At 63.0% G+C, this 22,899-nt stretch carries 21 protein-coding genes and 1 pseudogene; 14 read left to right on the top strand and 8 right to left on the bottom strand.

Translation table 11 applies throughout. The features are described from left to right. Positions 1-260 precede the first annotated feature (260 nt). Together moaA and IMX18_RS04150 are read left to right on the top strand one after the other, a co-directional pair. Positions 261-1,265, top strand: coding sequence for a GTP 3',8-cyclase MoaA (moaA, locus tag IMX18_RS04155; RefSeq protein WP_015271361.1), 1,005 nt, complete (start codon positions 261-263; stop codon positions 1,263-1,265). A 20-nt stretch (positions 1,266-1,285) separates the two neighbouring features. Continuing rightward, the gene (locus IMX18_RS04150) at positions 1,286-2,185 is read left to right on the top strand and encodes a bestrophin family protein (RefSeq protein WP_015271362.1); all 900 of its coding nucleotides are present in this window, start codon (positions 1,286-1,288) and stop codon (positions 2,183-2,185) included. Positions 2,186-2,315: 130 nt separating this feature from the next. Here the strand turns inward: IMX18_RS04150 and moaB are convergent, their stop codons facing one another. Continuing rightward, the gene (moaB, locus tag IMX18_RS04145; protein ID WP_003259533.1) at positions 2,316-2,855 is read right to left on the bottom strand and encodes a molybdenum cofactor biosynthesis protein B; all 540 of its coding nucleotides are present in this window, start codon (positions 2,853-2,855) and stop codon (positions 2,316-2,318) included. 140 nt (positions 2,856-2,995) lie between these two features. Between moaB and IMX18_RS04140 the strand changes: the two genes are divergently transcribed. Continuing rightward, positions 2,996-3,883 carry a LysR family transcriptional regulator gene (locus tag IMX18_RS04140; protein ID WP_015271363.1) on the top strand — a complete coding sequence of 296 codons (888 nt, stop codon included), beginning with the start codon at positions 2,996-2,998 and terminating at the stop codon, positions 3,881-3,883. On the opposite strand, the gene IMX18_RS04135 is transcribed toward IMX18_RS04140, so the two are convergent. Then, positions 3,871-4,653 (bottom strand): AraC family transcriptional regulator, encoded by a 783-nt coding sequence (locus tag IMX18_RS04135; RefSeq protein WP_015271364.1) that lies wholly within the window; start codon positions 4,651-4,653, stop codon positions 3,871-3,873. The two genes, IMX18_RS04140 and IMX18_RS04135, sit on opposite strands and share 13 nt — an antisense overlap. Before the next feature lie 380 nt (positions 4,654-5,033). Here IMX18_RS04135 and IMX18_RS04130 point away from each other — a divergent pair, with 380 nt between their 5' ends. The 5 genes from IMX18_RS04130 (at position 5,034) to IMX18_RS04110 (ending at position 11,701) form a co-directional block, all read left to right on the top strand. Further along, the gene (locus tag IMX18_RS04130; RefSeq protein WP_100413333.1) at positions 5,034-6,650 is read left to right on the top strand and encodes an APC family permease; all 1,617 of its coding nucleotides are present in this window, start codon (positions 5,034-5,036) and stop codon (positions 6,648-6,650) included. Positions 6,651-6,797: 147 nt separating this feature from the next. After that, a complete protein-coding gene (locus IMX18_RS04125) occupies positions 6,798-7,724 on the top strand; it encodes a 4-hydroxyproline epimerase (protein ID WP_137137664.1) in 927 nt (308 codons plus the stop codon). Positions 7,725-7,769: 45 nt separating this feature from the next. Continuing rightward, positions 7,770-8,717, top strand: coding sequence for a dihydrodipicolinate synthase family protein (locus tag IMX18_RS04120; RefSeq protein WP_217191244.1), 948 nt, complete (start codon positions 7,770-7,772; stop codon positions 8,715-8,717). Between the two features lie 156 nt (positions 8,718-8,873). Next, positions 8,874-10,451, top strand: coding sequence for an aldehyde dehydrogenase (NADP(+)) (locus IMX18_RS04115; protein WP_054573755.1), 1,578 nt, complete (start codon positions 8,874-8,876; stop codon positions 10,449-10,451). Positions 10,452-10,453: 2 nt separating this feature from the next. Next, on the top strand, positions 10,454-11,701 hold the full coding sequence (locus IMX18_RS04110) for an NAD(P)/FAD-dependent oxidoreductase (protein WP_217191246.1): 1,248 nt from the start codon (positions 10,454-10,456) through the stop codon (positions 11,699-11,701). Between the two features lie 117 nt (positions 11,702-11,818). Here IMX18_RS04110 and xenA read toward each other — a convergent pair whose 3' ends face one another. Further along, positions 11,819-12,910: a xenobiotic reductase XenA gene (xenA, locus tag IMX18_RS04105; protein ID WP_015271369.1), complete on the bottom strand. Its 1,092-nt coding sequence runs from the start codon at positions 12,908-12,910 to the stop codon at positions 11,819-11,821. Positions 12,911-12,960: 50 nt separating this feature from the next. On the opposite strand from xenA, the gene IMX18_RS04100 reads away from it, so the two are divergent. Next, positions 12,961-13,296 (top strand): ArsR/SmtB family transcription factor, encoded by a 336-nt coding sequence (locus tag IMX18_RS04100; RefSeq protein WP_003259528.1) that lies wholly within the window; start codon positions 12,961-12,963, stop codon positions 13,294-13,296. Between the two features lie 119 nt (positions 13,297-13,415). Here IMX18_RS04100 and IMX18_RS04095 read toward each other — a convergent pair whose 3' ends face one another. From IMX18_RS04095 to mqo, 3 genes are all read right to left on the bottom strand, one after another. Further along, positions 13,416-14,033, bottom strand: coding sequence for a helix-turn-helix transcriptional regulator (locus IMX18_RS04095; RefSeq protein ID WP_054573752.1), 618 nt, complete (start codon positions 14,031-14,033; stop codon positions 13,416-13,418). Further along, positions 14,033-14,677 (bottom strand): hypothetical protein, encoded by a 645-nt coding sequence (locus IMX18_RS04090; protein ID WP_085721526.1) that lies wholly within the window; start codon positions 14,675-14,677, stop codon positions 14,033-14,035. Before IMX18_RS04090 ends, IMX18_RS04095 begins: the two co-directional genes overlap by 1 nt. 244 nt (positions 14,678-14,921) lie before the next feature. Further along, positions 14,922-16,559, bottom strand: a complete 1,638-nt coding sequence (gene mqo, locus IMX18_RS04085) for a malate dehydrogenase (quinone) (RefSeq protein ID WP_085721527.1) — start codon at positions 16,557-16,559, stop codon at positions 14,922-14,924. 404 nt (positions 16,560-16,963) lie between these two features. On the opposite strand from mqo, the gene IMX18_RS04080 reads away from it, so the two are divergent. Beyond that, entirely contained in the window at positions 16,964-18,016 is a 1,053-nt protein-coding gene (locus tag IMX18_RS04080) for a proline racemase family protein (protein ID WP_015271372.1), read from the top strand. 152 nt (positions 18,017-18,168) lie between these two features. Here IMX18_RS04080 and IMX18_RS04075 read toward each other — a convergent pair whose 3' ends face one another. Then, positions 18,169-18,360 (bottom strand): YhfL family protein, encoded by a 192-nt coding sequence (locus IMX18_RS04075; protein ID WP_003254720.1) that lies wholly within the window; start codon positions 18,358-18,360, stop codon positions 18,169-18,171. A gap of 219 nt (positions 18,361-18,579) precedes the next feature. Between IMX18_RS04075 and IMX18_RS04070 the strand changes: the two genes are divergently transcribed. The 4 genes and pseudogenes from IMX18_RS04070 (at position 18,580) to IMX18_RS04055 (ending at position 22,552) form a co-directional block, all read left to right on the top strand. Then, on the top strand, positions 18,580-20,034 hold the full coding sequence (locus tag IMX18_RS04070; RefSeq protein WP_217191249.1) for a TrkH family potassium uptake protein: 1,455 nt from the start codon (positions 18,580-18,582) through the stop codon (positions 20,032-20,034). A 161-nt stretch (positions 20,035-20,195) separates the two neighbouring features. Further along, positions 20,196-21,557 (top strand): Na+/H+ antiporter NhaA, encoded by a 1,362-nt coding sequence (gene nhaA, locus IMX18_RS04065; RefSeq protein ID WP_015271374.1) that lies wholly within the window; start codon positions 20,196-20,198, stop codon positions 21,555-21,557. A 38-nt stretch (positions 21,558-21,595) separates the two neighbouring features. Further along, positions 21,596-21,676, top strand: a pseudogene (locus IMX18_RS04060) (chloride channel protein); the annotation flags it as partial. Between the two features lie 423 nt (positions 21,677-22,099). After that, the gene (locus tag IMX18_RS04055) at positions 22,100-22,552 is read left to right on the top strand and encodes a hypothetical protein (protein ID WP_217191251.1); all 453 of its coding nucleotides are present in this window, start codon (positions 22,100-22,102) and stop codon (positions 22,550-22,552) included. A 33-nt stretch (positions 22,553-22,585) separates the two neighbouring features. Here the strand turns inward: IMX18_RS04055 and IMX18_RS04050 are convergent, their stop codons facing one another. Next, positions 22,586-22,798, bottom strand: a complete 213-nt coding sequence (locus IMX18_RS04050) for a hypothetical protein (RefSeq protein WP_217191253.1) — start codon at positions 22,796-22,798, stop codon at positions 22,586-22,588. Between the last annotated feature and the right edge of the window lie 101 nt (positions 22,799-22,899).

Below are 22,899 nucleotides of genomic sequence, written 5' to 3'. Positions count from 1 at the left end.
CGGTTTCGATCATGGGCCGGAAATGGTGTTAGCCCGTTCGCGGGCGCGCCCGCTCCCACAGGTTCAGTGCAGTTCCCGAGAGCAGCGATAACCCTGTGGGAGCGGGCATGCCCGCGAACGGTGCGACGCGGTCAACATTTTGAAATGCGTGACCTGCAGCCATGATAGAGGCCATCGATCAATCGGTCGGACAAAGCAATTTGACGGCCCTGCGCCCAAGTTATAGCTTGGATCGAGTCCCAATCCATTCGAGCGCGAACGTGGAACAGAACAGCCGGGCCCTGATCGACGGCTTCAACCGGAAAATCGACTACCTGCGGATGTCGGTCACCGACCGCTGCGACTTCCGTTGCGTGTACTGCATGGCCGAAGACATGCAGTTCCTGCCGCGCCAACAAATCCTCAGCCTCGAGGAACTGCTCCAGGTGGCCGAGCGCTTCGTCGCCCTTGGTACCCGCAAGATCCGCCTGACCGGCGGCGAGCCGCTGGTGCGCCAGGGCATCGTCGACCTGTGCGGGCGGATCGCCGCCCTGCCCGGCCTGCGCGAGTTGTGCCTGACCAGCAACGGCTCGCAACTCGGGCGCCTGGCCCAGCCGCTGTTCGACGCAGGTGTCACGCGCCTGAACATCAGCCTCGACAGCCTGGACGCCGAGCGCTTCAAGCAACTGACCCGCACCGGCGACCTGCACCAGGTGATCGCCGGCATCGACGCCGCCCGCCAGGCCGGTTTCAAGCGCACCAAGCTCAACTGCGTAGTCCTCAAAGGCCGCAACGACCACGAACTGGTCGACCTGGTGCGCTTTGCCATCGACCGCGAACTGGACATCACCTTCATCGAAGAAATGCCCTTGGGCGTGATCAGCGAACATGAACGCGGCGAGTCGTTCTGCTCCAGTGACGAAGTACGTGTGCTGCTGGCCGAGCAGTTCACATTGGTCGAATCGACCGAGTCGTCCCAGGGCCCCGCCCGCTACTGGCGCCTGGCCGAAGCCGCCAATACTCGGGTCGGCTTCATTTCGCCACACAGCCACAACTTCTGCGCCACCTGCAACCGCGTGCGACTCACCGTCGAAGGCCGCCTGCTGCTGTGCCTGGGCAATGAACACTCGGTGGACCTGAAGCAGGTGCTGCGCGCCCACCCCGGCAACCCCGAACGCCTGGAAAAGGCCATTCGTGATTCCTTGCACCTCAAGCCCTACCGCCATCATTTCGAAGTCGGTGGCGACGTGCAGATCCTGCGTTTCATGAACATGACCGGCGGCTAGGCAGCCGTCTCTGGATTTCCATGATCGTCCACCCCACCCCCGATGTGCTGCGTGTGCTGTTCACCCTCAAGGGTTCGATCGTCAAGCGCATCGCCCTGCGTTGCCTGACGATCACCCTGCTGGCCGCGCTGATCGTGTTGGTCGAGCGGCATTTCCCGGCGTTTTTCTACCCGGTCAGCGCCACCCCGTTCACCTTGCTGGGCCTGTCACTGTCGATTTTCATGAGTTTTCGCAACAACGCCTGCTATGACCGCTGGTGGGAGGGGCGCAAGGCCTGGGGCAAGCTGATCATCGAAACCCGTTCGTTCGTGCGCGAAAGCCTGGTGATTACCGACGAAACCCTGCGTGCCGAACTGTTGCGCAGCCTGTGCGGCTTTGCCCATGCGCTGAATGCTCGGCTGCGCAGCGAGGACGAACTGGCCGCCGCCCGGCCCTGGCTGGCCCGGCCCGATGCGATCAGCCCGCACAACGTGTGCGACGCCATCCTGCGCGAAATCGGCGGGCACTGCTCGCGGCTGGCAACACAGCAGCAGATCAGTGACTGGCGCTACAGCCTGCTGGAGCAGCGGCTGGTGGGGCTGACCGAAGTGCAGGCTACCTGCGAGCGGATCAAGGGCACGCCGTTGCCGTTCCCCTACACGCTGTTGCTGCACCGCACCATCTACATCTTCTGCCTGCTGCTGCCGTTTGCCCTGGCCGAGCCGCTGGGCTGGCTGGCGCCGCTGTTCACCACCATCGTGGGGTACACGTTCTTCGGGCTGGATGCGATTGGCAACGAACTGGAAGACCCGTTCGGGCGCGATGAGAACGACCTGCCGACCGATGCCATGGTGCGGACCGTGGAGCGCGATGTGCTGGCGGGGTTGGGGGAACAACAGCTACCGCCGGTTTTGTTGCCGGTGGACCATGTATTGAGCTGAGCAATTGTTGTTGCCTGTCCTGGCCTCTTCGCGGGCTTGCCCGCTCCCACAGGGTCACCACTGCCCTCAAGACCTGTGGAGTACCTGTGGGAGCGGGCAAGCCCGCGAAGAGGCCAGGACAGACGAAAGATCAGCCCCGGCTTGCACAGGCCTCGATCGGTTTCAGGTGCTTGACGAAGTTGCACGGCCGGTGCCGCGCATCCAGCTGCTCCGCCAGGATGCCCTCCCACGCCGTACGGCAGGCCCCGGTGGAGCCCGGCAGGCAGCACACCAACGTGCGGTTGGACAGCCCGGCCAGCGCCCGGCTCTGCACGGTCGAGGTGCCGATATCGAGAATCGACAGGGCCCGGAACAGTTCGCCAAAGCCATCGATGCGCTTGTCCAGCAAGCACTCGACCGCTTCCGGCGTGCTGTCACGCCCGGTAAAACCGGTACCGCCGGTGATCAGCACCACCTGCACCTGTTCGTCGGCAATCCAGGTGGCGACCTGGGCGCGGATCTTGTAAAGGTCGTCCTTGAGCAACGCCCGCGCCACCAGGCGGTGGCCGATCTCCACCGAGCGGCTGGCCAGCAGCTCACCGGAAGTGTCGTTGTCGTAGGTACGGGTATCGCTGACTGTCAGCACGGCGATGTTGAGCGGTACGAAGACCGCATCGGGTTGGACGCGCACGGTTCGGCTCCTCGAGTGGCATTGCCGCCACGCTAGAGGCATGGCCCGGGGGCGTCCAATCGATATGGCGTACCGACTCATCAATGACATCTATCGCAGACGTGGGTTAAGGTCTGCATAACCCGATACCAGGCACCTCCATGGACATCAAGCAGCTCAAATTCCTCATCGCCCTCGACCAGACCCGCCACTTCGGCCAGGCGGCGGCGCTGTGCCATATCACCCAGCCGACGCTGTCCATGCGCCTGCGCAACCTGGAGGACGAGCTGGACCTGGTACTGGTCAAGCGCGGCCAGCGCTTCGAAGGTTTCACCGAAGCGGGCGAGCGAATCCTGGCCTGGGCCCGTACCCTGCTCGCCGCGCACGATGGCTTGCAGGCCGAAGCCGCCAGTTGCCGCGGCCAGGTGGTCGGCAGCCTGCGCCTGGGCACGGTGCCGCTGGCCAGCTTCAACCCCATGCACCTGCTGCTGCCGCTGCGTGAAAAATACCCCGAACTGCACTTCCAGATCAGCTCGCTCAGCTCGGAACAGGTGATCGACGGACTCAGCCGCAACCAGCTCGACCTGGGCATCTGCTACCTGGACCAGGTCAACACCAGCTTCTTCGAAGTGATAGAACTGGGCACCACCACCATGGGCCTGCTGCACGATACCCGGCACTTCCAGTTCGCCAGCGACACCCTGCGCTGGGACGAGCTGGGCGACATTCCGCTGGGCCTGCTGAGCAAAGGCATGCACTACCGCCAGTCGCTGGACCTGAGTTTCCGCAGCCGTGGCCTTGAGCCGAATGCGGTACTGGAAAGCGACTCGAGCTTCCAGCTGATCCAAGCCATCAACACCGGCATGTGCTGTGCGGTCATGCCGCTGGACTGCGGCCTGGAAGACCTGAGCGAGCACCTGCGCATCCTGCCGGTGGCCGACGCCGCCATCCACAGCCCGGTCGGCCTACTGCTGCGCCGCAGCGAACCGCGTTCGGCAATTGCCGAGCAGTGCTTCGATGAGGCGCGGGCGCTGTTTCAGGCCAACTGAGCGCTGGTTGCCTGGCGGTACTGGCGCGGGGTGAAGCCGGTCAGTTGCTTGAACTGGCGGCTGAAGGCGCTGTGGTCGGTATAGCCGCAGCACATCGCCACTTCAGTGATCGGCAGTTCCGAATGCAGCAAACGGTGGGCGTGCTCCAGGCGTGCCTTGTGGATCATCTGCCGTGGCGTGAGGTGGAACACCCGCTTGCAGTAGCGCTCCAGCTGGGCCACGGAAATGCCAGCGATACGGGTCAGCTCGCCCATGCTGATCGGCTGGTGGAAATGCCGCCGGATATGCTCGTCCACCGCTGCCAGGCGCTGGTAGGCGGGATGGCTGTCGGCGGCTGACTGCAAGTCGACCGAGATGCCGACCAGGCCAATGATCTCGCCGGCACGGTTGTACAGCGGGCGCTTGTGGGTCAGGCACCAGCCAGGCTCGCGGCTGCCGTAAAGATGCAGCTCCAGCTGGTCTTCCAGCACCAAACCCTCCTTGAGAACGCGACGGTCCTGCTCGGTGTAGCCGGGGCCCAGCTGTGCCGGGAACACTTCGGCGCTGGTCTTGCCCAGCAGCGGTTGCAGGCGCTTGAGGCCACAGCGCTGGACCAGGGTGTTGTTGGCCAGCACATAGCGGGCGGCCGGGTCCTTGATGAAGATCGCGGCGTTGGGGATGGCGTCGAGGATCGGCAGCAGCAGGGACACACCAGCGAGCAGGGCCTCGAGGTTGGCGGGGCGGTGCTGGTCGAGGGACTGGTACAGGGTTGCCAGGGGGGTGTCGATCATCTGTCGGTTCTCTGTTGGCTGTGCCTGCCTCTTCGCAGCGCAAGGCTGCTCCTACAAGGGGCGCGCTGCCTTCGAGACTTGTGCGGACTCTGTAGGAGCAGCCTTGTGCTGCGAAGAGCCAGGCACCAGCACTGCATCTCTCAAACCCTTGCCCAGTATGGCCTAGAGCGTATTCCACCCCCCTGCACCTAGCTACTGCTTTTTTGCAACTGTGCCGATTTCGTCATCCCCCCTGCAGAAAACCATCAAGAACCGCCGCCCCGATCGGTCCACTCTATGCCCCACGCAAGCCGCCCCAAGTCCTACAAGAGCGCGGCCCAAAAAGCCGCATCTCGTGACATCAGACCTGCCTATCCAATAACCAACAAAAAGGCGAACCCATGTCAGGCAAATTCAAAAAACAGTTGTCATTGCTGGACCTCACCTTCATCGGCCTAGGTGCCATCTTCGGCTCCGGCTGGCTGTTCGCCGCCAGCCACGTCTCGGCCATCGCCGGCCCGGCCGGCATCCTGTCCTGGTTCCTTGGCGGCTTCGCCGTGCTGTTGCTGGGCATCGTTTATTGCGAACTGGGTGCTGCCCTGCCGCGTGCCGGGGGCGTGGTGCGCTACCCGGTGTACTCCCACGGCCCGCTGCTGGGCTACTTGATGGGCTTTATCACCCTGATCGCCTTTTCCAGCCTGATCGCCATCGAAGTGGTCGCTTCGCGTCAATACGCCGCCGCCTGGTTCCCCGGGCTGACCAAGGCCGGCTCCAGCGACCCGACCGTGCTCGGCTGGCTGGTGCAGTTCGCCCTGCTGGGGCTGTTCTTCTTCCTCAACTACCGCAGCGTGAAAACCTTCGCCAAGGCCAACAACCTGGTCAGTGTGTTCAAGTTCATCGTGCCGCTGCTGGTGATCGGCGTGCTGTTCACCTTCTTCAAACCGGAAAACTTCGAGGTCCAGGGCTTTGCCCCGTTCGGTCTGTCCGGCGTTGAAATGGCGGTATCGGCCGGTGGCATCATCTTCGCCTACCTGGGCCTGACGCCGATCATTTCGGTGGCCAGCGAGGTGAAGAACCCGCAACGCACCATCCCCATCGCGCTGATCCTCTCGGTACTGCTGTCCACCGCGATCTACGCCCTGCTGCAACTGGCCTTCCTCGGCAGCGTGCCGACCGAAATGCTGAGCAACGGCTGGGCCGCGGTGACCAAGGAACTGGCCCTGCCCTATCGCGACATCGCCCTGGCCCTGGGTGTGGGCTGGCTGGCCTATCTGGTGGTGGCCGACGCGGTGATCTCGCCCAGCGGCTGCGGCAACATCTACATGAACGCCACCCCGCGCGTGGTCTATGGCTGGGCGCAGACCGGCACCTTCTTCAAGTACTTCACCCGTATCGACGCCGGGTCCGGCATCCCGCGCCCGGCGCTGTGGCTGACCTTTGGCCTGTCGGTGTTCTGGACCCTGCCGTTCCCGTCCTGGGAAGCGCTGATCAACGTGGTTTCCGCCGCCCTGGTACTGAGCTACGCCGTGGCCCCGGTCACCGTCGCCGCCCTGCGCCGCAACGCCCCCGACATGCCGCGCCCGTTCCGGGTCAAGGGCATGGGCGTGCTCGGCCCGCTGTCATTCATCATCGCCGCGCTGATCGTGTACTGGTCGGGCTGGAAGACCGTGTCGTGGCTGCTGGCCCTGCAGATCGTGATGTTCGTGCTTTACCTACTGTGCGGCCGCTTCGTGCCGACGCAGCACCTGTCGCTGGCCCAGCAAGTGCGCTCGTCGGCATGGCTGATCGGCTTCTACGCGGTGACCATCCTGCTTTCGTGGCTGGGCAGCTTCGGCGGCCTGGAAGTACTCGGCCACCCGTTCGACACCGTGGTCGTGGCCGCTTGTGCGCTGGGCATCTACTACTGGGGCGCGGCCACCGGCGTGCCTGCCCACCTGGTGCGCCTGGAAGGTGAGGACGAAAGCGAAGCCAGCCATGAACCTCTGGTAGGCCAGCGCCCGGCTGCACTGGCTCCGTAACGGCTACTGCCCTATCGCCGGCAAGCCGGCTCCCACAGGGGCCGCGCTGCCCAAGAGGCCGATGCAATACCTGTGGGAGCTGGCTTGCCGGCGATGAGGCCCGCACAAACAGCACAAGACTTGGCTGATCAAAGAATGGACAAGCTCATGAAACAGATTCACGTCATCGACTCGCACACCGGCGGGGAACCAACCCGCCTGGTGATGAAAGGCTTCCCGCAACTGCATGGCCGCAGCATGGCCGAGCAGCGCGATGAACTGCGCGAGCTGCACGACCAGTGGCGCCGCGCCTGCCTACTGGAGCCTCGCGGCAACGATGTGCTGGTCGGTGCACTGTACTGCCCACCGGTATCGGCCGACGCCACGTGCGGGGTGATCTTCTTCAACAACGCTGGCTACCTGAACATGTGCGGCCACGGCACCATCGGCCTGGTCGCCTCGTTGCAGCACCTGGGCCTGATCGCACCGGGCGTGCACAAGATCGACACCCCGATCGGCCAGGTCAGCGCCACCCTGCATGAAGACGGTGCCGTCACCGTCGGCAACGTGCCGTCCTACCGCTACCGCCAGCAAGTGCTGGTGGACGTGCCCGGCCATGGTCCGGTGCGCGGCGACATCGCCTGGGGTGGCAACTGGTTTTTCCTCGTCTCCGAACACGGCCAGCGCATCGAGCTGGGCAACCGCGAGGCGCTGACCGAATACACCTGGGCGATGCTCAAGGCCCTCGAAGCCCAGGGCATCACCGGTGAAAACGGTGCCCCCATCGACCACGTCGAACTGTTCGCCGACGACGCCAACGCCGACAGCCGCAACTTCGTGATGTGCCCCGGCAAGGCCTACGACCGCTCGCCCTGCGGCACGGGCACCAGCGCCAAGCTGGCCTGCCTGGCCGCCGACGGCAAGCTCGACGAAGGCCAGACCTGGGTACAGGCCAGTATCACCGGCAGCCAGTTCCAGGGCCGCTACGAGCGCGACGGCGAACGCATTCGCCCGTTCATCACCGGCCGCGCCTACATGACCGCCGACAGCACCCTGCTGATCGACGAACAGGACCCGTTCGCCTGGGGCATCTGACCCCGGCTTTTTCCAAAAAAACGAATATCGCGAGGAGTGACAACAATGACCAACAACATCTTCACCGGCACCATGCCCGCCCTGATGACCCCCTGCACCGCCGAGCGCAAGCCGGACTTCGACGCCCTGGTGCGCAAGGGCCGCGAACTGATCGAGGCCGGTATGAGCGCCGTGGTGTACTGCGGCTCGATGGGCGACTGGCCGCTGCTGACCGAAGCAGAGCGCCAGGAAGGCGTGGCGCGCCTGGTGGCCGCCGGCATCCCGACCATCGTCGGCACCGGCGCGGTGAACACCCGTGAAGCAGTATCCCACGCCGCCCACGCGGCCAAGGTTGGTGCCGCCGGCCTCATGGTCATCCCTCGCGTGCTCAGCCGCGGCGCCTCGCTGATTGCCCAGAAGCACCACTTCTCGGCCATCCTGGCAGCCGCACCGAAGCTGCCGGCGGTGATCTACAACAGCCCCTACTATGGCTTCGCCACCCGCGCCGACCTGTTCTTCGAACTGCGCAGCGAGTTCCCCAACCTGATCGGCTTCAAGGAGTTCGGCGGTGGCGCCGACCTGCGCTACGCCGCCGAGCACATCACCTCCAAGGATGACGACGTGACCCTGATGGTCGGCGTCGACACCCAGGTGGTACATGGTTTCGTCAACTGCAACGCCACCGGTGTCATCACCGGCATCGGCAACGCCCTGCCGCGTGAGGTGCTGCACCTGGTGAGCCTGAGCAAACAGGCGGCCAAAGGTGATGCCAAGGCCCGCCGCCTGGCGCGTGAACTGGAGGCGGCGCTGGCGGTGCTGTCGTCGTTCGATGAAGGCTGCGACCTGGTGCTCTACTACAAGCACCTGATGGTGCTGAACGGTGACAGCGAATACAGCCTGCACTTCAACGAGACCGACGTGCTGACCGACGCCCAGCGCAACTATGCCGAGCAGCAGTACGCGCTGTTCCGCAGCTGGTACGCCAGCTGGTCGGCTGAGCAGAACCTGGCCTGATCACCTGATTCCAGGCCGAGCCGCAGCCCTGTGGGAGCGGGTTCACCCGCGAACACCGGCGAAGCCGGTGCCAGGCACCGAGTCGCCTGCTTCGCGGGTAAACCCGCTCCTACAAAGGCCGCGCTCTCTCTTGATATTGATTCCAAAGGAGGCTCCATGACCCTCACAGGCAACCTGCTGATCGGCCAGACGCCGGTAACCGGCAGCCGCGAAGCCATCCGTGGCATCGACCCGGCCACCGGCCAGACACTGGAACCGGCCTACCTCGGCGGCACCGGCGAACACGTGGCCCAGGCCTGCGCCCTGGCCTGGGCGGCGTTCGACGCCTACCGCGAAACCTCGCTCGAGCAACGGGCACAATTCCTCGAAACCATCGCCACGCAGATCGAAGCGCTGGGTGATGCCCTGATCGATCGCGCCGTGGCCGAAAGCGGCCTGCCAAAGGCGCGCATCCAGGGCGAACGTGGCCGCACCTGCACCCAGTTGCGCACCTTCGCCCGTGTGGTGCGGGCTGGCGAATGGCTGGACGTGCGGGTCGACAATGCCCTGCCTGAGCGCCAGCCCCTGCCGCGTGCCGACCTGCGCCAGCGCCAGGTGGCCCTGGGGCCAGTGGCGGTATTCGGCGCCAGCAATTTCCCATTGGCCTTCTCGGTGGCCGGTGGCGACACCGCCTCGGCCCTGGCCGCCGGTTGCCCGGTGGTGGTCAAGGCCCACGGCGCCCACCCGGGCACCAGCGAGCTGGTCGGCCAGGCAGTGGCAAAGGCCGTGAAGCAGTGCGGCTTGCCGGCCGGTGTGTTTTCGCTGTTGTACGGCTCCGGTCGTGAAGTGGGCATTGCGCTGGTCAGCGACCCGCGCATCAAGGCCGTTGGCTTTACCGGCTCGCGCAGCGGTGGCATTGCGCTGTGCCAGGCGGCCCAGGCCCGCCCCGAGCCGATCCCGGTGTACGCCGAAATGAGCTCGATCAACCCGGTGTTCCTGTTCGACACCGCCCTGCAGACCCGCGCCGAGGCACTGGCACAAGGCTTCGTCGCCTCGCTGACCCAGGGTGCCGGCCAGTTCTGCACCAACCCCGGCCTGGTGATTGCCCGTCAAGGGCCGGCGTTACAGCGTTTCATCGACGCCGCCAGCGAACACGTGCGCCAGGCTGCGGCGCAGACCATGCTCACCCCGGGCATCTTCAGTGCCTACCAGGCCGGTGTCGGCGCCCTGGCCGCAAACGCCAATGCCCAGGCCGCCGCCAGTGGCCAGGCCGGGCAAGGCCCCAACCAGTGTCAGGCGCAGCTGTTCGTGACCCAGGCCGAAGCGTTCCTCGCCGACCCGGCTTTGCAGGCCGAAGTCTTCGGCGCGGCGTCGCTGGTGGTGGCCTGCGCCAACGATGAGCAAGTGCGCCAGGTGGCCGAGCATCTGGAAGGCCAACTGACCGCCACCCTGCAACTGGACGATGCCGACATCGACAGCGCCCGCGCCCTGCTGCCGACCCTCGAGCGCAAGGCTGGCCGCATCCTGGTCAATAGCTGGCCGACCGGTGTAGAGGTATGCGACGCGATGGTCCACGGCGGGCCGTTCCCGGCCACCTCCGATGCCCGCACCACTTCGGTGGGCACGGCGGCGATCCTGCGCTTCCTGCGCCCGGTGTGCTACCAGGACTTCCCCGATGCCCTGCTGCCGCAGGCACTGAAACACGGCAACCCGCTGCAGCTTCGGCGCCTGCTCGACGGTAAACGGGAAGGCTGAGCATGGTCGAATCCGCTGAAACCGATATCGCCGTGGTCGGCGCCGGCATTGTCGGCGTCGCCTGTGCCCTGCAACTGGCCCGCAAAGGCCGCCGGGTAACCCTGGTCGACCGCCAGGCACCCGGTCGAGGCGCGTCCTACGGCAACGCCGGGCACCTGGCCACCGAGCAGGTATTCCCGATTGCCGACCTGTCGATTCTCAAACGCCTGCCGCGCATGTTGCTGGACCCGATGGGCCCGTTGCGCCTGGACTGGAAGTACCTGCCCAAGGCCATGCCGTGGTTCATCCGCCTGTTGCTCAACCTGCGCCCTGGCCCGTTCCAGCGCAGCGTGGCCGGCATCCGCTCGTTGAACGAAGGCAGCCTGGGTGCCTGGCAGCGGCTGCTAGGCTCGATCGGGCGCGGCGAACTGTTTCAGGAAGATGGCTCGCTGCTGGTGTTCGAGCGGCCGGAGTCGCGCCAGGCCCTGGAGGCCTTGCGGACGCGCATGCAACAGCAAGCGGTGGCGGTGGACTTCTGGTCGGCCGACACTGTGCGCGAGGCGGCGCCGCAACTGAGCCCGTCGTTGCTGGGAGGGCTGTTCTTCCCGCGTACCGGACACTTCATCGACCCCTACCGGGTGGTGTGCGAACTGTTCGAAGCGGCCAAGGCCAATGGCGTGCGTTTTGTCCAGGCACAAGTCGATGGCGGGCGGCTGCACAGCGGCGGGGTCAGCCTGGCCAGCGATCAGGGCACGCTCGATGCCCGCCAGGTGCTGATCAGTTGTGGTGCGCATTCCGCGCGGTTGACCGCCGCACTGACCGGCAAGCGGGTGCCACTGGACACCGAGCGCGGCTACCACCTGATGTTGCCTGGCGAGCATCAGCGTTTGCCGTTTGCAGTCACATCGCTGGAGCGCAAGTTCATCATGACGCCCATGGCCGAGGGCCTGCGCCTGGCCGGCACGGTGGAGTTCGCCGGGCTGGACGCGCCGCCGAGCATGCAGCGGGCTTGGCAGTTGCACCGCTTGAGCAAGGGGTTGTTCCGGAGGGACCTGAGTGTTGAGGGAGCGACGCCGTGGATGGGCTTCCGGCCTTCGTTGCCAGATTCGTTACCGGTGATCGACCGGGTGTGTGATGGGCGGGTGCTGTTGGCGTTCGGGCATCAGCACCTGGGTTTGACCCAGGCGGCGGTGACAGCGGAATGGGTGGGGCGGTTGGCCGAGCGGGCCGGTGGACCGGAGATGGGGGCTTACCGGTTGGATCGGTTCTAGATTCGGGGGCCGCTGTGCGGCCCTTTCGCGACACAAGGCCGCTCCTACAGGGGACCGCGTACGCTTGTAGGAGCGGCCTTGTGTCGCGAAAGGGCTGCGCAGCAGCCCCGGTATCACTCAGCGATAACGCTCGAGCCAGTGCGCATACGGTGCAGGCAAGGTCCAGGAGGCTTTCTCCACCCCCAACTCCTTGGCCGCAAAGTAAGCCCAGTGCGGGTCTGCCAGGTGCGCACGCCCTACCGATACCAGGTCCAGCTGATTGGCTTGCAGCGCTGCTTCCGCCAGTTGCGGCGTACCAAAACCCCACGCCGAGGTCACCGGCAGCTTCGCCTCACGGCGCACGCGCTCGGCAATCGGCCCCATGAACGCCGGGCCCCACGGGATATTGGTGTCGGGAATGGTGAAGCCGACACTCACGCTCAGCAGGTCGAGGCCGCCAGCCTTGAAACGGCGCGCCAGTTCGATCGACTCTTCCAGCGTCTGCTCATCCCGGCCGTCGTACTCCAGCACACCAAAACGCGCGGTCAGGGGCAGGTTCTCTGGCCATACCTCACGTACCGCTGCCAGGGTTTCCAGCAGGAAGCGGCTGCGGTTGTCGAAGCTGCCACCGTAGGCGTCGGTACGCTTGTTGGAGTGCTCGGAGAAGAAACTCTGGCCCAGGTAACCATGGGCAAAGTGCAGCTCGATCCACTCGAAACCGGCATCGCGCGCACGGCGGGCGGCATCGACGAAGTCCTGTTTGACCCGGGCAATGTCGTCCAGGGTCATCTCGCGCGGCACTTGTGGCAGGTGCGCGCCGAAGGCGATGGCGGACGGGGCAATGGTTTCCCAGCCGCGGGCGTCGTCGGCGGCAATGTGGTCGTCACCTTCCCACGGGCGGTTGGCGCTGGCCTTGCGCCCGGCGTGGGCAATCTGGATACCTGGCACGGAACCGGCGGCCTTGATTGCCTGCACCACCGGCACGAAAGCCTGGGCGTGGGCATCGCTCCAGATGCCGGCGCAACCGGGGGTGATGCGCCCTTCCGGTGCCACGGCAGTGGCCTCGACCACCAGCAGGCCGGCACCGCCACGGGCCAGGCCGGCCAGATGCACGTGGTGCCAGTCGTTGATCATGCCGTCCTCGGCCATGTATTGGCACATCGGTGGAATGGCAATGCGGTTGCGCAGGGTGACGTCCTTGAGGGTATACGGTTCGAACAAAGCGGACATGGGCAAGCTCCCGGGCTATCTGATTACGATAGTTCGATCATAATCGAACTATGGCAATTAATGATAGCCCCGTTATCATGACGACCATGCGAGCCTATCAACATCCCAATTCTGAAGACCTCACCCTGGAACGCCTGCTCTATGCCCTGAGCGACCCGGTGCGCCTGGGTATCGTGCGCCACCTGGCGGGCGTGGCCGAAGCCAGCTGTGGCGAGCTGGACGGCGGCCGGCCGAAGTCGAGCATGTCCCACCATTTTCGCGTGCTGCGTGATGCGGGGTTGGTGCATACCCGCAATGTGGGGACTACCCACATGAATTCGTTGCGTAGCGAGATGCTGGGGGAGCGGTTTCCCGGGCTGCTGGACTGCATTCTGCGGCAACAGTGATTTTCCTGTGCCGGCCTCTTCGCGGGTAAACCCGCTCCTACAGGATAATCACTGTCTTCAAGACCTGTGCGATCTCTGTGGGAGCGGGTTTACCCGCGAAAGGGCCAGAACAGGCAAAATCAATCTTCTTTCTTGCCCAGGGCAAACCGGCATACCTGCCCTCCCCTGAGCATGCACTCCTCATGGCTCACCTCGGCCCCACCCAAGGCCCCGATCAGCGCCAGGTCCAGCTCGCACACCACCGGGTGCGCCTTGGCCAGGTGATGGAACACGCAATTGTGCGCAACGATCTGCGGCTCGCCCCCCGAGCGGAAGAACACCTGTGCCTCGTACCCGGCATTGTTCATGTGCTCGACGATGCGTGCCTCATCCACCACTTGGTGCTCCAGGTCCGCCGCCAGCTTGCGCCCCAGCTGGCGCATCAGCGCCAGCAACGCCTCCTGCCCCAGCAAGCCGGCCACTTCCGCAATCAGCAGGTTGGCCAGCAACGGGTACTGCCGCGGGAACAGTTCGCGGGCCTGTTCGGTCAGCTCGTGCAGCTGCTCCGGGCGTCGCCCGGTGGGCCGGGTAGCGCCACGCTTGACCAGGCCGTCGCGCTCCAGCGCTGCCAGGTGCTGGCGCACCGCCGTGCGGGTGATTGTCAGGGCCTGCGCCAGGTCGTCGATGCTCATGCCGGCCGGCTGGAGCAGCAACGCATGGAGCAGGTCCTGTTGGGTACGGCCCAGGCCTTCGAGCATCAGAATTTGTCCGGGAACTGCTTGACCAACGCCGCAGCCAGAGCGTCGGAAAGGGTCAGGATATGCTCGCGCATCATCGCCCAGGTGCGCGCCTCGCCTACGTAGTCAGCGGCCGCCAACTGGTCGATCTGGGCCACGTGGTGCCCACCGTGGGCGCTGAGCAGCGTCAGCAGGGTCGGCTCGGGCAGGTTCGGGTTGGCCTTGGCCAGAAACGCGGCGATGGCCTTGGCATTGCTGTTCAGCTCGTTGACCGCGGCTTGCTGGCCTTTTTTGTCCTTGGCCACGGTGGCGTCGCTGTAGTGCTTTATGGCGCCCCAGTGGCCGGCCAGCAGCTTCAGCAACTGATCGGCGGCAGGCTGGCCGTACAGCGGGGCAATACTGTTGGCGATCCTGGTGGCGTCGGTGACCACTTCCTTGGCAGCGACTTCGGCCTCCTTGGCATTGCCGGCTTGATTGGCCACGGCATAGTTGCGCACCCAGAAGATGTGCTCGACCCACAGGTCGCGCAGGGCCATGCGTGTGGTCATTGCAGCAGATTCGGCAGGTTTGGCGGCAGGGGTTTCGCTGGAGTAGGAGTAGCTTTGGCTCCATGCCGGCTGGGCGCACAGGGCTAGCAGCAGTAAGGCGGCAATCTTGATGTTCATGACGGCACCCTCCTGGAGGGGATCGACTGACAAGATTAATTTAAGCATCAAAATATGTTTTTATTGGGGCTGAGCTGGGTTTCCGATCAGTGGTTTCCTGAGCTGGCCCCTTCGCAGCACAAGGCTGCTCCTACAGCTACGGCGCCGTGCCTGTAGGAGCAGCCTTGTGCTGCGAAGGGGCCGGACACAGGAAACAAAAAAGCCACGAGGTCTCCCCCGTGGCTTCTGTCACAACAATGGCCGATTACAGTGCCATGTCATTCTCAGGCTTGCTTTCAACCGGCTGGCTAGGTGCAACCGTAGTGCCGACGCTCTCGTCGATCACCGGTGGTTTCTCCAGCTGCAGCACTTCAGCGGTGTAGTTCCACTCTTTCTGGGTGGCCGCCGCCGAGTCGTTCAGCTTGGTGCCGTAGCTTGGCACGATCTGCTTGATCTTGGCCTGCCACTCTGGGGTAGCGACCTTCTCCTTGAACACGGTTTCCAGCACGTTCAGCATGATCGGTGCAGCAGTCGAAGCACCTGGCGATGCACCCAGCAGGCCGGCAATGGTGCGGTCTTGCGAAGCGACCACCTCGGTGCCCAGCTTCAGCACGCCACCCTTCTCGGCATCACGCTTGATGATCTGCACGCGCTGGCCGGCCTGCCACAAGCGCCAGTCTTCCTTCTTGGCGTTCGGGAAGTAGGTACGCAGGGCTTCGAAGCGGTCGTCGTCAGACAGCATCAACTGGCCAGCGAGGTATTCCACCAGCGGGTACTGATCGATGCCGACCTTGGTCATCGGCCACACGTTGTGGGTGGTGGTGCTGCTCAGCAGGTCCAGGTACGAGCCGTTCTTCAGGAACTTGGTCGAGAAGGTGGCAAATGGGCCAAACAGGATCACGCGCTTGCCATCCAGCACGCGGGTGTCCAGGTGCGGAACCGACATGGGTGGCGCACCGGTCGAGGCGATGCCGTAGGCCTTGGCCATGTGCTGCATGGCCACGGTCGGGTTCTCGGTCACCAGGAACGAGCCGCCCACCGGGAAGCCTGCGTATTCCTTGGCTTCAGGAATGCCCGACTTCTGCAGCAGCTTCAGCGCGCCGCCACCAGCACCGATGAACAGGAACTTGGCGTCGGTAGCCGATTCGCTACCGTCCTTCAGGTTCTTGTACTCAACGTGCCACGAGCCGTCCTTGTTGCGGGTGATGTCCTGCACTTCGCTGGACAGCTTCAGGTCGAAGTTTTCCTGGGTTTTCAGGTGGCCGACGAACTGGCGGGTGATCTCGCCGAAGTTGACGTCCGTACCGATTGGCGTCCAGGTCACGGCCAGCTTCTGGTTCGGGTCGCGACCTTCCATCATCAGCGGGACCCACTTGGCGATCTGCGCGTGGTCCTCGGAGTACTGCATCGGGCGGAACAGCGGGCTGGCCTGCAGCGCGTCATAACGCTTTTTCAGGAACTTGATGTTGTCATCGCCCCACACGAAGCTCATGTGCGGAGTGGTGTTGATGAACGAGTGCGGGTTCTTCAGCACGCCCTGGCGGACCTGCCACGACCAGAACTGGCGGGAGATCTGGAAGGCCTCGTTGATTTCGATGGCCTTGGCGATGTTGACGTTGCCGTCCTTGTCTTCCGGGGTGTAGTTCAGCTCGGCCAGCGCGGAGTGGCCGGTACCGGCGTTGTTCCAGCCGTTGGAGCTTTCTTCGGCCACGCCATCCAGGCGTTCGACCATTTCCATCGACCAGCTTGGCTCCAGCTCGTGCAGCCACACGGCCAGGGTCGAGCTCATGATGCCGCCGCCGACCAGCAGCACATCTACTTTCTTGGTTTCTGCGGCGTGCGCTTGCATGACGCTTGCAGCGACAGCCAGACCCAGCAAGGTCTTGCCAGCTTTCTTGAACATTGATCGATTCCAGTCAGGAGAACAGAGGGCGGGCCTGTGGCTGGCCCAGGTAAAGCATGTTCTGCAGCGCAGGCTTGTTGTTGATCATTGTTCAGCAGCCAGAGAACCAGAAAACGACTCGGCCTTTTGTCGAATTGACCGACAAGGCTGAATCGTTTTTCCGATTGTAACTTAAATGCCAGCACAAACAAATTGCCGGCCCGGGAGTCAAGGTGGCGGGTTGTCTCAGGCCTGTGCGCCCGTGTGGGAGCGGGCTTGCCCGCGAAAGGGCCGGCACAGGCCTGCGCAAATGCCATTCAAAAAACCGGTCACCCGATCGGATTTATTCGACTTACAGCCCCGCCCCACCGCTTTATCCTGCGCCCCAGACCCCGCCTCAATCCGATCAGAACAGGGCCGCCCATATGTCATTCAAACGCACCATCCACGCCGTCGACACCCACGCCGGCATCCCCATGCGCGTCATCACAGGCGGCGTACCGCACATCCCCGGTGACAGCGTACACGCCAAGATGAAATGGCTCGAAACCAACGACGATCAGTTGCGCAAGCTGATGCTGCGTGAACCGCGCGGCTATCCGGCGCACTGCTGCAACATCATCGTCCCGCCAAGCCACCCCGAGGCCGACGCCGGCTACATCATCATGGAGCAGATCGAGTACCCGGTGATGTCCGGCAGCAATACCATCTCGGTGGCCACCGTGCTTTTGGAGATGGGCATGCTGCCGATGCAGGAGCCGCTCACCGAGCTGGTGCTGGAGGCCCCGGCCGGGCTGATCCGTATCAAGGCCCGATGCGAGGGCGGCAAGGTCAAGGCCGTCACCTTCCAGAACGTACCGGCGTTCGCCGCACACTTGGATGCCGAAATCGACGTACCGCACCTGGGCAAGGTGCGCGTGGACGTGGGCTGGGGCGGCATGTTCTATGTAATCGCCGACGTGCGCCAGTTCAAAGGCCTGCAACTGATCCCGCAGCACGGCGCCGAAATCGCCCGGGTATCGTCGATGATCCGCCAGGCGGCTATCGAGCAACTGCCGGTGGCACACCCCGACTACCCCGGCATCGGCATCACCATCTCGCAGCTGTCCGGCCCCAGCGAAGACCCCAACGCCGACTGGAAGAACGCGGTGACCATGACCTGCGGCGAGTTCTCGTGGGACGACCCGGCCACCTGGACCGGGGCGCTGGACCGCTCCCCGTGCGGTACCGGCACCTCGGCGAAGATGGCCACCCTGCACGCCAAGGGTGAGCTGCCATTGCTCCAGGACTTCCGCCATCAGGGCCTGCTCGGCAACATCTACACCGGCCGCCTGATCGATGAAACCAGCATCGGCGGCAACGAGGCCGTGGTACCAACCATCACCGGCAAAAGCTGGATCTACGGCCTGAACACCTTCGTGCTCGACCACGACGACCCGTTCCCCGAAGGCTTTACCATCGGTGATATCTGGGCCTGAGCCCAGGCAGCGTTCAATGCACTGGTATCCGCGAGCCGGGCCTTCTGGCAAGACCTTCATCTGAAGAGCCCACAAACAAAAACCCCCGGCCATGTACATGACCGGGGGCCTTGGATCACGCCGCAAGCGTCGCGATCAGGGTACCGCCAAGATTACTGCTGCTGAGGCAGTTTATCGATCGGGCCGCAGCCACCGATGATCTTGGAGATGGAAACCGAAGGGTGGAACAGGTAGTCGTAGGTGCAGTTTTTTGGCTGGTTGTAAACCTGGCCAGTGCAACCCGACAGCAGGGCAACACCCGAAACGACAGCAACGGCTACAGTAGCCTTGAACAGCTTTTTCATACTAAGTCCTTTAAATGAATCATCTTCGGCCATCGTCTGATGGCGGCGGGATGATACAGAACCCTGGCATTGGATCCAAGCAGCAAGGTGCACTGGCTAGTTGCACCTGTGCAACAATCGAGTGGCTCTGTATGAACTGTCCTAAGACATTACGGCTTTTTACTCGACATTGCTGTACGGCAGGCAATACTGCCGGCATTGTCCGCACGAGCTCAACTAATGCCGCTTCCAGCGTTGCGCTTCATAGCCTTCATTATTGGTGTATTCCTGATCACCTTGGCCGTCAGCATGGTAATCCCGATGCTGACACTGCTGCTGTACGACCGCAGCGATGATCTCGGCGCTTTCGTCTGGTCAAGCCTTATCGTGCTCTGCGCAGGCCTGGTCATGGTGGCCCGAGGCGCTCCCGGCGCACCGCAACTGCGCGCCAGGGACATGTACCTGCTCACAACGGCAAGCTGGGTCATCGTTTGCGCATTTGCGGCCTTGCCGATGGTGTTCATCCGGCACATCAGTTACACGGACGCGTTCTTCGAAACCATGTCAGGGATCACCACCACCGGCTCGACGGTACTAACCGGGCTGGACAATGCATCGCCCGGGTTGCTTGTCTGGCGGTCTTTGCTGCACTGGCTGGGAGGCATCGGCTTTATCGGCATGGCTGTCGCGATCCTGCCCCTGCTGCGCGTAGGTGGCATGCGCCTGTTCCAGACCGAATCTTCGGATTGGTCAGACAAAGTGACACCCCGCTCGCATGTTGCGGCCAAGATGATCCTGATCATCTATGTGGGCCTGACAGTCTTGGGAACATGGGCGTTGTGGGCTGCCGGCATGACCCCGTTCGAAGCCATCAATCATTCGATGGCACTGATTTCAACCGGTGGTTTCCCTACCTCCGATGCCTCGCTGGGCCACTGGGTGCAGCCTGCGGTGCATTGGGTAGCCGTTGTCATCATGATCCTCGGCAGCCTCCCTTTCACCCTGTATGTGGCCACGCTGCGTGGCCATCGGCGCATCCTGCTCGATGACCATCAAGTCCGCGGTTTCATTGGCTTTCTCGTCTTCATCTGGCTCACGGTCGGAACCTGGCTCTGCTTGCACAGCGATCTGTCATGGTGGGATGCGTTCCGTATCGTGGCGGTCAACGTCACCTCCGTGGTGACCACCACGGGCATTGCCGTGGGCGACTACACGCTCTGGGGCAGCTTCGCCATCATGCTGTTCTTTTACCTGACGTTCGTCGGTGGCTGCTCGGGGTCTACCGCTGGAGGCCTGAAGATATTCCGTTTCCAGGTGGCCGCGGCCTTGCTTGTCAGCAGCCTGAAACAGTTGATCCATCCAAGGGCAACAATCTCGAAGAAATACAATGGGCACCCGATCGATGAAGAGATCGTGCGCTCACTGCTGACGTTTTCGTTCTTCTTCTCAGTCACCATCGCGGTCATCGCCCTTGGCCTCTCGCTGCTAGGGCTCGACTGGACAACGGCATTGAGCGGGGCCGCTACCGCCGTGTGCAACGTCGGCCCGGGGCTGGGAACGCTTATCGGTCCTGCAGGTAATTTCGCCTCGTTATCGGACGCTGCCAAATGGCTGCTGACTGTCGGCATGCTGCTTGGACGGCTCGAAATCCTGACCGTACTGGTACTCGTCTCTCCAGCTTTCTGGCGATTCTAGGCCAGAGGTTACCCGCCCATCTTCGCGCTCATTCACGGTCACGTCATAGCCTTGAGTAGCGGTTGTTCGGTAGACTACCGAACGGGTGCCAGCTGCACGGTGCAGTGGGGCAGGTTAAAGAACAGCGCAGGTCGGGCCGCCATGCGGGAGTACTTGCGCCTATGCAAAAAAAGGAATTGTCTCGCGCCCAGGAATTGGCCGAGCGTGCCTTCGCCAACCTTGAACGCTTTCTGCACATTGAAGCGGTCAGCGGCATCGTTCTACTGGTTGCAGCTATTGCTGCGCTTATCTGGGCCAACTCCCCGGCTGCCGAAAGCTACGACGCCCTTTGGCACACACCGTTGACGATCGGCGTGGGTTCGCTGATCTATTCACAGTCGCTGCATTTCTGGATCAATGATGGCTTGATGACCATCTTCTTCCTTGTCGTGGGCATGGAGATCCGTCGCGAGATCCACGAGGGCGCACTGTCCAGCCTTCGGCAGGCCATGCTGCCCATGGCAGCCGCCATTGGCGGTGTAGCCGTACCCGCGCTCTTCTACCTGGGTTTTGGTCACGCTGCGGCGGAACAACAAGGCTGGGCCGTACCGACGGCTACGGATATCGCCTTTGCGGTAGGTGTCCTGGCGCTGCTCGGCAAGTCGATCCCGTCCAACGTCCGCGTGTTTCTGCTGGCCCTGGCCATCATCGATGACATCATCGCAGTACTGATCATCGCGTTCTTCTACTCGGGCGGCCTCGATTACAGCGGTTTCGGGGTTGCGCTGATCGGCCTGCTGATGGTGATCGGGCTGCAGAAGATCGGAGTTGGTTCGGCCTACGCGTACATCATTCCCGGCTTTGTCACCTGGCTGGGCATCCTGTTGACCGGAGCCCACCCCACCCTCGCAGGCGTTGTGCTGGGCCTGATGACGCCAGTGGTCGCAATGCCGATGCGCGAGCGACCACTGGATGCAATCAGCCGATTCACCGGAGAGCTGCTGGGACGCGCCAGGGCGCCCGAGCGCGATGCCAGCGACCTCATGGACCCGTTGAAGCGCCTGCGCCTGGCCCAGCGCGAACTGGTGCCGCCAGTGGTGCGCATGCAAGGCACCCTGCACCCTTGGGTAGCCTTCGGCATCATGCCGGTGTTTGCCTTGGCCAATGCCGGGGTAAATCTTTCGGGTGTCGATTTGTCAGCCGAGGCCCCGCAGTGGGTGATGATCGCCGTCGCTGTCGCTCTGGTAGTTGGCAAACCCTTGGGCATCGTCAGCGTCAGTTGGCTGATGGTCCGCTTGGGCTGGTGCGCGCTTCCCGCCGAGGTGAGCTGGCGCAGCATCACCTTGGTCGGGCTGCTGGCCGGCATCGGTTTCACCATGTCGATCTTCATTGCCAATCTCGCCTTCGTCGATCCTGGCGCGCTGGGGGCGGCGAAACTTGGCGTGCTTTCGGCATCGGTGATTGCAGCATTGCTTGGCCTGGCCTGGGGTGCATACAGCATCCGTAAAGCATCTGCCATGACCAAAGCAAGTTCGACGACCTAGAAAGCCTGACTGGCGATCCACTTCTATCACGCAAGTGGGGTTCGATACTTGCCGGGGGCGCAGCGGGCATTGCGGCGGCCTTAAACGCGCCTCTGGCCGGTATGGTGTTTGCCATTGAGTAACCAAGCCACACGTTCGAGCAACGCCGGTGCTCTTTGCCGAAAGCTGTGCCGGACACGGCCTCGCATGTTCAATTTCTGCCCTGAATTTGCCCTAACCCAATGGCCAGAAACGACAAAGCCCCCGAAAACTTTAACGTTTTCGGGGGCTTTGTTTACTTCGTGTATGGCGGAGAGATAGGGATTTGAACCCTAGGTACTGTTGCCAGTACAACGGATTTCGAATCCGTTTTAGGCCTCATATTTTTTTGAGTAACTACCATAAAAATCAATAAAATCAGCAACTTAAACAAAGCGTGACGCAACAACACTCCACACCATTCGGGGGATCTATTCCCCCATAATTCCCCCAGCACGTTGCACTCGTGTATGGCTCGGCGATGAGATAGCATTTCAGCATCACCAACCAGCAGGATGAATACGATGGGCGCTAAGGAAGATTTGCTAGCAAAAATGCACGCTAGGACAACAGCAAAAGCTAGTGAGGAGACGAGACAGGAAGCCCAGCGCTCGCGCTTTGCTGACCAGCTGCCCAAGCTTTATAGCATGCTGGAGGACGCGGCTCAGGGAGTTCCAGAGCTAACGGTTGAGTGGCAAGATGTCAGCAAAGAGATGGACAAACGGTACGCCAGTTTAATCGTTCAGTTCCTCGGTAAGACCATTCGCTTCGACCCGCAGGTGAAAGGTGGCGATTACGTCGTCAAAACTAAGGGGTTAGACATCGTAGAAATCTACTTTGCGCCCGACACAGACGGATCGTGGATTGCAACCACCCAAACCAAGAATGAACTTTGCTTGACTGCAGACTATTTCCTCAACCGCCTCTCGGTTATGGTTGATGAAGAAAACGACACGACAATCAAGCTCTGGGACTGAAAGCCGATCTTCCCCGCCCTACGCGCAGCATCGTCAGTTGCGCGTAGGGGTTTGATAGCCCAGCACCATGAACTGGTAATCGGACACAACCTGGAACAGCGACTCAGCCAGTACACGCAAGCGCTCGATCTCCTCCGCTGGCGCGCCGCGATCCTGGGCCTGGTGATACTCCCGCATGGCGTCGATGGCCTGCTGAATGAGCGGCTCGCCGGCCTCAACCATCCCTATGAAGGTGCGCTTGTCCAAAATGCGATGCCCTGTCCATTGATGGGCTGAGTATAGGACCGGTTGGGAGTATGTAGAACGGGGTCTGCTGGTGACTCTAAGGCATCAGGCTGATATTATCT

The sequence above is a fragment of the Pseudomonas shirazica genome, from assembly GCF_015168335.1.
Classification (GTDB): Bacteria; Pseudomonadota; Gammaproteobacteria; order Pseudomonadales; family Pseudomonadaceae; genus Aquipseudomonas; species Aquipseudomonas asiatica.
This window is presented reverse-complemented; position numbering and strand designations above follow the sequence as displayed.

Excerpts from the sequence above, each read along its gene's own strand:
- IMX18_RS04115 (WP_054573755.1), top strand. The coding sequence starts at position 8,874 with ATGACCCTCACAGGCAACCTGCTGATCGGCCAGACGCCGGTAACCGGC.
- IMX18_RS04140 (WP_015271363.1), top strand. The coding sequence starts at position 2,996 with ATGGACATCAAGCAGCTCAAATTCCTCATCGCCCTCGACCAGACCCGC.
- nhaA (WP_015271374.1), top strand. The coding sequence starts at position 20,196 with ATGCAAAAAAAGGAATTGTCTCGCGCCCAGGAATTGGCCGAGCGTGCC.
- IMX18_RS04135 (WP_015271364.1), bottom strand. The coding sequence starts at position 4,653 with ATGATCGACACCCCCCTGGCAACCCTGTACCAGTCCCTCGACCAGCAC.
- xenA (WP_015271369.1), bottom strand. The coding sequence starts at position 12,910 with ATGTCCGCTTTGTTCGAACCGTATACCCTCAAGGACGTCACCCTGCGC.
- IMX18_RS04090 (WP_085721526.1), bottom strand. The coding sequence starts at position 14,677 with ATGAACATCAAGATTGCCGCCTTACTGCTGCTAGCCCTGTGCGCCCAG.
- IMX18_RS04150 (WP_015271362.1), top strand. The coding sequence starts at position 1,286 with ATGATCGTCCACCCCACCCCCGATGTGCTGCGTGTGCTGTTCACCCTC.
- IMX18_RS04120 (WP_217191244.1), top strand. The coding sequence starts at position 7,770 with ATGACCAACAACATCTTCACCGGCACCATGCCCGCCCTGATGACCCCC.
- IMX18_RS04075 (WP_003254720.1), bottom strand. The coding sequence starts at position 18,360 with ATGAAAAAGCTGTTCAAGGCTACTGTAGCCGTTGCTGTCGTTTCGGGT.
- IMX18_RS04080 (WP_015271372.1), top strand. The coding sequence starts at position 16,964 with ATGTCATTCAAACGCACCATCCACGCCGTCGACACCCACGCCGGCATC.
- IMX18_RS04095 (WP_054573752.1), bottom strand. The coding sequence starts at position 14,033 with ATGCTCGAAGGCCTGGGCCGTACCCAACAGGACCTGCTCCATGCGTTG.
- IMX18_RS04110 (WP_217191246.1), top strand. The coding sequence starts at position 10,454 with ATGGTCGAATCCGCTGAAACCGATATCGCCGTGGTCGGCGCCGGCATT.
- IMX18_RS04055 (WP_217191251.1), top strand. The coding sequence starts at position 22,100 with ATGGGCGCTAAGGAAGATTTGCTAGCAAAAATGCACGCTAGGACAACA.
- IMX18_RS04130 (WP_100413333.1), top strand. The coding sequence starts at position 5,034 with ATGTCAGGCAAATTCAAAAAACAGTTGTCATTGCTGGACCTCACCTTC.
- IMX18_RS04070 (WP_217191249.1), top strand. The coding sequence starts at position 18,580 with ATGCCGCTTCCAGCGTTGCGCTTCATAGCCTTCATTATTGGTGTATTC.
- mqo (WP_085721527.1), bottom strand. The coding sequence starts at position 16,559 with ATGTTCAAGAAAGCTGGCAAGACCTTGCTGGGTCTGGCTGTCGCTGCA.
- IMX18_RS04100 (WP_003259528.1), top strand. The coding sequence starts at position 12,961 with ATGGCAATTAATGATAGCCCCGTTATCATGACGACCATGCGAGCCTAT.
- IMX18_RS04125 (WP_137137664.1), top strand. The coding sequence starts at position 6,798 with ATGAAACAGATTCACGTCATCGACTCGCACACCGGCGGGGAACCAACC.